We start from the raw sequence: 9462 nt of genomic DNA, 5'->3' as shown, positions 1-9462 counted from the left end.
TCAGGATCGGTCTTGCGCGTTACATCGCCCTGATCATTGCGCTCATACTTCCAAACCGCCTGACCCCGCCTTACAACCCGTACGAACCCGTTGTCATGCTCGTAGGTCGTCGGCTCATCGTCCCCCGGAAACACCGCCACCAAGCGCCCGGCTTCGTCGTACTGATACGCCGTGATCGCCCCGAGCGGGTCCTGCTCAACCGTCAGCCGGCCTCTGTCATCGTAGGAGTTGAAATGCTCGGCGCCATCCGGATCGACTCGCTGCACCAGCCGCGCCCGCTGGTCATGCACGTAGACTTCCTGGCTGCCATCGGCGTTAAACACCGTGACCTGGCCGTTGTCATCCCAGGCATAACGCGTGTCCATCTGCGAGAAACTGGCCCAATGCCGGATGCACCGCGCCGCCTTGCCAGTCCGTTCCCACTCCCAGAAGAAACTCGCCCCACCGGCCAAACCGCGCTCAAGAATGACGTGCTGTTCGTCGTAGCGATAAACCTCGCTTTCACCGACCGCGTTGGTCGCTGAAATGAGTCGTCCCAGGTCGTCATAGGCGTAGGAAACAACCGTTTGTTCCGTCACCCACACAAACGGCCCCTCATCCACGACGCGATGAATCTGGTAATCCACCGCCACGATGCGGCCCGACGCATAACGCAAGAACAGCGAGCGCCCGACGCCGTTATCCACCCGCTCAATGCGCCCCAGAAAATCCCGGGAAATGCGCAGTCGGTTGTCATACGCGTCGCTGATCGCTGTCAGCACACCGTCGCGGAAGTGGTAGAAACGTGACGCCTGGGCCAGCACCAGTTCATCAGGCACAGCACCCAAATAGATTGCGGCTTCGGCCAGGCTGTTGGTGATTGCGGGTCGAGAGGTCGTCGGCAAGGGCAGGGTGGTGGAGCGGTTTTCATGATCGGTCCAAAGCACCGAATCCCCGGAAACACTCAGCCGATGCGCCAGCGCGTGACTCCAGCCAAACCCCAGCCCGACATCCACTTCTACGGCACTGGTGCGATACAACCGCGTCCACTCAAACGGCAAGATCCCGTCCAGCGTCCCATCGGTGAGGGTTAGGAGTTCCTCGCCGGTGACCATCGACACCGGGCAGCCGTTGGTGGCGGTCTTGTCCGAAGAGGCGGCAGCATCCCCATTCGGGTTGCGAGCAGAAACCGGCACGTCATCCACGGTCTCCTGCCGCACCAACGCCGTTCGCTGGGACTTGCTGCGCACCACCGGCACCGCGTTGGAGACCACCTGATCCCCAGCCTTCAACGGCGCATTCGGAATCACCCGGATCGGCGTCGCGGAGCTACCCAGCAGCAACGGCCTGGCCGCCTCGACATGCGCCTCCAACCGAGGCCCGACCAACTGGTCCGCCAGCATTTGCAGCCATCTACGCACGCGTTCGGACTTGATGTGCCCCAGCACCTGCATACCCAAACGAAGCTGAACCCCCATGCCTCGCGTGGCCCAGATCAGAAACAGATTGATCAGCACCTCGCCGGTCATCTCGCCCAGCAGCTCGTACATCTGCGGCGGCGGCAGCATGCGTACCCAGGCAACCAGGGCCGACAGATAGATAAACATCAGCGGCTCATCGCTGAGCACGAGCAGGCCCTGGGCAATGGTGTCCCTGCCCAGTTTCAACAGTTCATCCAGTTCGGCCTGGGTGACGTACTGCAGCAGTTTCTGGCTATTGCTCTTGAGGTCCGCCAGCAGGTCGTACAGTTGTGTGAAGTTGTCCCATAGGTTGTAGAGCGCCTTGGCCATGCCGCTGGAAAACGCCATGCCTTGCATCGCACTGCGTTCCAAGGATATGGCGTTGGCAAAGTCGCTCCATTGTGGCTTGAAAGTCTTCGCCCACTCATCACGCAGGCCCATTTCCAGCCCCGCGATCACCGACTGATAAGACGCATACAGCGCCTTGATGTGATCCTTGGAAACGTCGGGATAAAAGGTGATCTGGTAGCGCTGATCGCGGGTGCAGTCGCTGACTTCAAGAATGCCGCTGGGGTCGATGGTGTGATGGATCGGCGGGCCCATCGGGCTGCCGTCCGCAGCAATGGCCTGCAGCATCACCGGCGTATTGCCGATAGGCACGAATTGCGTGCTCTCGAACATATGCACCAGGGTCAACGAACCCTGGGCCTTGCAGGTGGCAACCGTGCGATTCGGTTTCTTGGAGGACGCCGGAGCGACGAGGGAAACCTCGTCGCCGACCTTGAACACCTGCTCGACTTCCAGCGCCGAGCCGCTCCAGAAGCTTTCGGCCCACTCGTCAAACGTGTTGAGGCATTCACGCAAGTCACGCAGGACGCCTTCAACGTCCGGCGCCTTGGCATCCATGGGCGCCAGGATGAACCGGGCAATAACTGGAGTCATGAGGCTGCCCCATTGAGTGGGGCACGGCTGGAGAAGTGCATCGGCGGTCCCTCGCGCTGATTGATCAGGCGAGAGACTTTGGAGAGGTTGCCAGGGAAAAGAAGTCGGCGTTATTCGTCGGTAGGGTTAGGACGTTTCGCCAAAACCTCGGGCAAACCGAGGCTTTGTTGTAGGCAGAGGATTACGGGTTGAGCAGTCCTACAGTTTCAACTGCCCAATCGCCTTGCTCAGTTCCCCGGCCAAGGTTGCCAGTTCATTACTGGTCGTCGCCGAATCCACGGTTTGCTGCACGGTGTTCTCGGTCACATCCCGAATGCTCACCACCGCACGGTTCATCTCTTCGGCGACGTGGCTTTGCTGCTCGGCAGCGACGGCGATCTGGGTGTTGCTTTCACGCATCTGCGCCACGGCACTGGTGATTTCGGCGAGGGCCGCGCCGGCTTCCTGGGCTTGCTGCACGCAGTCGTCAGCCTTGAACGAGCTTTCCTGCATGAAGTCCACCGCGTCGCGGGTGCCGGCCTGCAGCGCCGAGACCATGCGGGTGATTTCGTCGGTGGAGCTTTGTACGCGTTTGGCCAGGTTGCGCACTTCGTCGGCAACCACGGCAAAACCCCGGCCCATTTCCCCGGCGCGGGCGGCTTCGATGGCGGCGTTGAGGGCGAGCAGGTTGGTTTGCTCGGCGATGCTATGGATCACGCTGACCACGCCATTGATTTTCTGACTGTCCTCGGCGAGCTTCTGGATCATCTCGGCGGTCTGCTGCACGCCCGTGGAGAGGCCGGCAATCGAGCGTTGTACGCGGGTGACCACTTCCTGGCCGCTGCCCGCCAGGGTGTCGGCGGTCTGGGACAGGTCGCGGGTGGCGCCGGCGTGCTGGGCGATGTGGTAGACGGTGGCGGTCATTTCGTTGATGGCAGTGGCGGCCTGGTCGGTTTCGCTTTGCTGGCCGAGCATGCCGTGCTGCACGTCGTTCATGCTGCTGGCCAACCGTGCGGCGCCATCGTCGAGTTGCTGGGCCGTGCGTGCCACGGTGTTGACGACGCGCTGGTAGCCCGCTTGCATGGCGTTGAAGGCGCTGGCCATCTGGCCAACTTCATCCTTGCAGGCCAACGGCACGCGGGCCGACAGGTCGCCGGTTTTCTCTACGTGCAGCATCACGTCTTTCAGGGTGTTGAGTTGGCTGAGCAGGAAGCGGATCAGCAGTTGCGAGGCGCCGAGCATCGCCAGCATCAGGATCAAGACCGCCACTGCATAGTTGGCGAAGCGTTCTTCGAACACCTGGCTCAGGCTTGGCGCGTAGGCAAGCACGGCGACGTATTGACCGTCAGGGCGGGCGATGACTTCGGCACCCATCAGCGGGTTTTCGCCGAACCACGGCATGTGATTGAGTTCGACCCAGCCCAGGTTGCTGCCAAGGGCTGACAGATCCTGCTCCGCCAGTTGTGGGACCTGGCCGCGCTTGAACGTCAGCCAGTGCTCGCCCTTGGGCAAAGCTTCGCCAGTCGGCCACGCATTGAACAAGTGTGCCTGCGCCTGTGCCGAAGCCCGGGATGCATCGCTGCGGGACTGTTGCTCAAGCTGCACGGCATAGAGCACCAGCAGCAGGGTGGTAATGAAGGCGACCGCATTGACGGCCCAGAATTTGTACTTCAGCGAGATATTGCTAAGCCAGGCACCCATGGAAGGTTTTCTCTGATAGCGGAAACAGCATTGGCAAGGTGCCATTATTGTGCCGCTATCCAGGAAAACGGTTTTGACATGGGTCAATGCGCCGCATCAATCCACGGCAGGCAGCCCAAAAAAGCGACGGGCGCAGGCCGTGCTGTGGCGTGCCAGGTCTTCCACGCTCTCGTTGCGGTGCAGGGCGACTTCGCGCAGCACTTCGGGTAGATACGCGGGCTCGTTGCGACCGTTTTTCGGCTTCGGACGCAAGGTGCGCGGTAGCAGGTAGGGCGCGTCGCTTTCCAGCATCAGGCGGCCACGGGGAATTTCCCTGACCAGGGGGTGCAGGTGTGTCCCACGGCGTTCGTCACAAATCCAGCCGGTGATGCCGATGTGCAAGTCGAGGTCGAGGTAGCTGAACAGCGCCTGTTGTTCGCCCGTGAAGCAGTGCACCACGGCGGCGGTGAGGTGGTCGCGGTAGTCCTTGAGGATATCCAACAGGCGCTCGTTGGCATCACGTTCGTGGAGGAATACCGGCAGTTTCAGCTCGATGGCCAGCACCAGGTGTTCTTCGAGGACTTTTTCCTGCTGCGGACGCGGTGAAAAATCCCGGTTGAAATCCAGCCCGCATTCTCCGACTGCGCGTACGCGGTTTTCTTTCAGCAACCCGCGCAAACGTGATGCGCTATCGCCGTTCCAGTCACTGGCGGAGTGGGGGTGGATACCCGCCGTGCTGAACAGGCGTTGGCTGCTTTCATCGAGTTTTTCGCACAGCGCCAGGGCCTGTTCGCTGCCCTCGATGCTGGTGCCGGTGAGTACTAATTGTTGCACGCCGGCAGCATAGGCACGCTCGAGCACGGCCTGGTGCTTCTCGTCGAAACTGGGGTTGGTCAGGTTGACGCCGATATCAATGAGTTGCATGGTGCTATCTCCGCCTGCGGCCGGAAAGCATATCAGAGCTGTAGATTTATAAGAAAAACGAAGAACTACAACGAGTTATAGCTGTCTTTGAACGTCGCAAGCGACATTGTGGTTGGCTCGCCGCCTTTCATCATGCCGCCGTTGCGTACCTTGCCAGCGCATAAAGCGCTCTGTTTCTGACCCCCACCGCCTCGTTTTTCGCGAGGGCGTTGGCCAGTATTCTTTCCGGAGAGCGGATGATCCGACCCTCGGCGTTGCTTATGTTGTGCCTGACGATGCTGCTGCCCATGGCGGCGGTTGCGCGTCTGGACGGGCCGCTGGAAGTGACCAAGCCCGGCAAGGTACGTGATTTGGCGGAGATTCGTTCAAGCCGCACGTTGCGCGTATTGGTCAACCAGAGCCGTAACAGCTCCGGTGAGGTGCAAGGCCAGGCCATCGGTGTTGAATACCATCGCCTGCGCGCCTTCGAGCAGTACCTCAATGGCCATGCCCGTGATGGCCAGGAGATCAACCTCAAGATCATTCCCAAGGCCAAGGATCAGTTGCTTGGCGCACTGGCCCGTGGCGAAGGTGATTTGGTGGCGCCCGGTGAACTGCTCGATGTAAAAGCGGCGCACAAGATCAGCACCAGCGACCCGATTGCCAGCGATGTGCCGTTGTGGCTGGTGGGGGTTAAGGGCGAGCGGCGGTTTACCAAGTTGGAACAATTGTCCGGCCGCACCCTGGCGTTGACCACCGGTAGCGCTGCGGCGGATGCCATCAACCAGGTCAATCAAAAACTCGCGCTGCACAAGCAGCCGCCGGTGAAAGTGGAGTGGGTGGACCCGACCCTGGCCGTGGAAGATGTGCTGGAGATGGTCCAGGCCGGTATTTTCCACCTGACTATTGTCGAAAAGCCGATTGCCGAGCGCTGGTCGAAGATTCTGCCCAAGTTGCGTTTCGATAAGCAGGTGGCGATCAGCGAGCCGGGCGACGAATACTGGTTCGTGCGCCAGGATGCCTCGATGCTGCGGGCCAGCATTGATCGATTCCTCAAGACCTATCGAACCCCGTCCGATCAGGATGTGGCATTCCAGCGTATCTACCGTCGCCTTTACCAAGTGCGCAACCCATTGGCCCGCGTCGACCGACAGCGCCTGGAAAAACTGCGCCCGGTCTTGCAGAAACACGCCCGCGAGCAGGGCATGGACTGGTTGAACCTCGCCGCACTGGCCTTCAAGGAATCGGCGCTTGACCCTGGCGCGCGCAACAGCGGCGGCCCTACCGGCTTGATGCAGATCACGCCATCGGCGGCGCAACGCGTGGGGGTCAACAACATCGAAAGTCTCGACAGCAACGTGCAGGCCGGCGCGCGGTACCTGGCAATGATCCGTCGCAAGTTCTTCGCCAGCCCCAAGCTCAACGAGCGCGAGCGCATGGCCTTTGTGCTGGCGGCTTACAACATGGGGCCGGAGCGGGTGCAGGGCATGCGTACTGAAGCCAAGCGGCGGGGGCTCAACCCCAACCAGTGGTTTTTCCAGGTTGAACGCATTGCCATGGAGCAGGTAGGGATGGGCGGCGTCAGCTATGTTAATAGCGTCAACAAGTATTTCTTGGCGTTCGATCGGGAGCGGGAGTCCCTGGAACCGCCAGCGCCGAAAATCGCTTCACGGAAGTAATCGATTTTATCGATATTAATCAGGCATTTTTTCGGCTTTTATCATTGTTTTAACTGATTAATATAGCGGCCAACCAACCCTACTTTGAAAAGGATCTGCACCATGAGCCCACTGATCAACCGTATTCTCTCCACTCGCGCCGGTTACGGCCTGACTATCCTGCGCATTGTGGTAGGCATCATCTTCGCCGCCCACGGTTCGCAAAAGCTTTTTGGCTGGTTTGGCGGCTACGGTCTGGCGGGCACTGCCCAGTGGATGGAAAGCATCGGCCTGGCGCCGGGTACGCTGATGGCGCTGCTGTCGGGCGGTACCGAGTTCTTTGCCGGCCTGGCGTTGATCATCGGTCTGCTGGTTCGCCCTGCGGCATTGGGCCTGACTTTCCTGTCGCTGGTGGCGATCTTCTCGGTGCACATCCATAACGGCCTGTTCATGGCCAACAACGGTTATGAGTTCGCCCTGGCCCTGCTCGGCGGCTCACTGGCGGTACTGCTGGAGGGTGCTGGCAAACTGTCCGCAGACCGCGCCATCGCCCACTGATTGGGCTGCAACACCTTGAATCGGCCCGCCCTGTGCGGGCCTTTTCGTTGCTCGGGATTCTTGACACCGCCCCACCGGCTTCTCTAGGATGCCGCTCATGCGCCGATTTAAACAGCTAATTGCGGGGCGCCATGGGTGATCGTCATCGGTCCCGACAGAAGCGTGTTCCATGCTTCGAAATTCCGCTAAAGCGCTGGTTCGGTGTTGCCTCTCACCTGCCCGCAGACTTTTGAGGCAGAGACACGACACGATGAATGCATTACGCCCCCTGATACGCCTGGCCCCGATCACTGCGGACCTCACTCAACGCAACCCGAAAATTCTTCTTGGCGGCAAGCACCAGCCCACGCTATTGCGTTACCTGGATGGTTGGCCGCGTCGCACTGGCCGACCTTCGGCGTTCCTGATCCAGTTTGTCGAAGATGGCGACTCACTTGCGCGTTTTGCCAGCAACAGCTTTGACCTTGCGGTTATCCAGGCCCCAAGCGCCGACAATGCCACCGAAGTCATCCGCCAGTTGACCCGTATTGCACGACAGGGACTGATAGCCCGTCGCTGAACATTCAGTGAATCATGCCGCCGGCTTGCAACCGGCGTCGGCGCTCTCCAAGAAAGACCATCCAGGCGATCAGGCATAACGTCAGCGGCATGGCAAAGATCGCCACCAGCGTTATCGCCAACTCCAGACGACGCACTTGGGCGTAGGCTTCGCGCTGCAGGGTATTCAGCTCCATGGGTAGGCGCAGTCGTTCCTTGTTGAGTGCTTGCAGCTGGGTATTGGTCTCCACTGCCTGGGTGCCGAGGGTGGTTGTCCATGGGCTCAGCCGTTGCCATTCCTGCTCTGTTCGTTGCAAGCGTCGCTCCAGTTCGCTGGCTTTCGAACGATAGGCCTGTCTTGCGACCTCGCGCATACCCTCCAGCACCGTCGGCATGTCCTGCGTTGCCCTTGGGCGAATCGCGACGAGCATGTCGGGGGCGGACAGGTTATCCAGTGTATTCAGAACAAACAGCGCGTTGCCATCGGGCGCCGCGTCGCTGACCTTATCGGTAAGCATGTCGGTGTCAGCGATGACCACAACATGAATCTGCGCGGCTGTTTGCAACCCGGGCGGCAGGCCCTTGATACCATCGGAAAAGACTGAGTAGCTCGGCCCTTCGATGCGTGCAGCAATGACATGGCGCTGTTCTCGGCTCGAAGCCTCTTCAATCACGGAATCGGACTTTGTTGCGCGGGGGGATTGGTTGGCCTCCAACAGCACGGATTGCTCGGAACTTTGCAGGATCGGGGTGAAGGTTGTGCGGCTTTTGTTCAACTGCACCAGCGCCCCACTGCTCGATACTGTCACCCTGTTGAGGTTCCAGGTGCTGATGTCGTTCAGGTTCATTGCCTGTCGTGGCAAGTTCAGCCTGACTCGATTGGGCATATCTGGCGTCTCCCAGGGCGTGTAGAGAGAGTCGACCACCAGCTTGTCCGTCGGCATCCGGATACCCCAGGCGGCAAGCACCTCGTCCAGTCGGCTATTGGCTGGGAATGGGGTTGAGCGTTGTTCGCTCAACGGGTCGATGAACATCATCAATCTACCGCCCCTCAAGACAAATTGCTCAATCCCATACAAGGTCCGTTCCGGCAGTATCCGTGGCTGTACAACCATCAGCGTTTTGATGTGTTCGGGGATTAGAGCGGCATTCGGCTCCAGAGCGACCAGTTCGAATTCTCGCCGCACCGCCTGCAGGAGCCGACCTGCGGATTCGTCCATGGGCAGCCCCGACAGCAGCCCAACAACCGGTCGCTCCGGGTGCTGCAACTTGTAGAGCAGGTGGCTTATTTCATATTCGAGCAAGGGCTCGCGCTCGAGGCTGAAAGAACCGATACGGCGCACGCCATGACCGGGGCTCGTGCTGATGAGACCGAGAAACCCTGTGTTCTCGTCGAGCCCTGACAGCCGTGCCTTATAGGCGTCTTCCGAATAGGGAGCGGGTTCAATCACGTGCAGGTTGATCATGCCCCGAGCCTTCTTTTCGTACTCCTTGAGCAGGTCCTCAATACGTTTGCCATAGCGTTTCACGGCGTAGCTTCGTTTCGGGTCGTTATTTGAATTGAAGTAATACATGTCCACCGGGCTTTCGAGCGTTGCGAGCAGTGGGTATACGGGGGGCGATAAAGTGTGGATTTTTTGTTGAGAAAGATCCCAGCGTATATCAGGAAGTTTACCTATCCACACCAGGTTGAAAGCCAGGAAAAGCAAAAAGGTGACGCAAAGCGTCATACCGGTGCGCAGAATGGACCGCATTAAGGGGTTCCC

Annotated in this window: 7 protein-coding genes; 3 read left to right on the top strand and 4 right to left on the bottom strand. The window is 59.8% G+C overall.

Annotation, left to right across the window (positions count from 1 at the left end; translation table 11 throughout):
- The 3 genes from BMX59_RS16235 to BMX59_RS16225 all read right to left on the bottom strand — a co-directional run.
- Positions 1-2381, bottom strand: a 2381-nt coding sequence (locus tag BMX59_RS16235) for an RHS repeat domain-containing protein (protein WP_256572970.1), incomplete at its 3' end; no start/stop codon positions are given.
- Positions 2382-2579: 198 nt separating this feature from the next.
- Positions 2580-4061 (bottom strand): methyl-accepting chemotaxis protein, encoded by a 1482-nt coding sequence (locus BMX59_RS16230; protein WP_058427988.1) that lies wholly within the window; start codon positions 4059-4061, stop codon positions 2580-2582.
- A gap of 96 nt (positions 4062-4157) precedes the next feature.
- Complete coding sequence (locus BMX59_RS16225) at positions 4158-4964, bottom strand: TatD family hydrolase (protein ID WP_093123355.1); 807 nt, start codon at positions 4962-4964, stop codon at positions 4158-4160.
- A gap of 236 nt (positions 4965-5200) precedes the next feature.
- Between BMX59_RS16225 and BMX59_RS16220 the strand changes: the two genes are divergently transcribed.
- From BMX59_RS16220 to BMX59_RS16210, 3 genes are all read left to right on the top strand, one after another.
- The gene (locus BMX59_RS16220) at positions 5201-6622 is read left to right on the top strand and encodes an MltF family protein (RefSeq protein ID WP_058427986.1); all 1422 of its coding nucleotides are present in this window, start codon (positions 5201-5203) and stop codon (positions 6620-6622) included.
- Between the two features lie 102 nt (positions 6623-6724).
- Positions 6725-7159 carry a DoxX family protein gene (locus BMX59_RS16215; protein WP_071488540.1) on the top strand — a complete coding sequence of 145 codons (435 nt, stop codon included), beginning with the start codon at positions 6725-6727 and terminating at the stop codon, positions 7157-7159.
- A 250-nt stretch (positions 7160-7409) separates the two neighbouring features.
- Positions 7410-7718, top strand: a complete 309-nt coding sequence (locus tag BMX59_RS16210; protein ID WP_092247660.1) for a hypothetical protein — start codon at positions 7410-7412, stop codon at positions 7716-7718.
- Between the two features lie 4 nt (positions 7719-7722).
- Here BMX59_RS16210 and BMX59_RS16205 read toward each other — a convergent pair whose 3' ends face one another.
- On the bottom strand, positions 7723-9450 hold the full coding sequence (locus BMX59_RS16205; RefSeq protein WP_093123351.1) for a Gldg family protein: 1728 nt from the start codon (positions 9448-9450) through the stop codon (positions 7723-7725).
- Positions 9451-9462 lie beyond the last annotated feature (12 nt).

Source organism: Pseudomonas sp. NFR09 (assembly GCF_900111535.1).
GTDB classification, from domain to species: domain Bacteria; phylum Pseudomonadota; class Gammaproteobacteria; order Pseudomonadales; family Pseudomonadaceae; genus Aquipseudomonas; species Aquipseudomonas extremorientalis.
This window is presented reverse-complemented; position numbering and strand designations above follow the sequence as displayed.

What these genes read in the sequence shown, in the direction of transcription:
- BMX59_RS16230 (WP_058427988.1), bottom strand. Translation starts at nt 4,061, where the DNA reads ATGGGTGCCTGGCTTAGCAATATCTCGCTGAAGTACAAATTCTGGGCC.
- BMX59_RS16220 (WP_058427986.1), top strand. Translation starts at nt 5,201, where the DNA reads ATGATCCGACCCTCGGCGTTGCTTATGTTGTGCCTGACGATGCTGCTG.
- BMX59_RS16225 (WP_093123355.1), bottom strand. Translation starts at nt 4,964, where the DNA reads ATGCAACTCATTGATATCGGCGTCAACCTGACCAACCCCAGTTTCGAC.
- BMX59_RS16205 (WP_093123351.1), bottom strand. Translation starts at nt 9,450, where the DNA reads ATGCGGTCCATTCTGCGCACCGGTATGACGCTTTGCGTCACCTTTTTG.
- BMX59_RS16215 (WP_071488540.1), top strand. Translation starts at nt 6,725, where the DNA reads ATGAGCCCACTGATCAACCGTATTCTCTCCACTCGCGCCGGTTACGGC.
- BMX59_RS16210 (WP_092247660.1), top strand. Translation starts at nt 7,410, where the DNA reads ATGAATGCATTACGCCCCCTGATACGCCTGGCCCCGATCACTGCGGAC.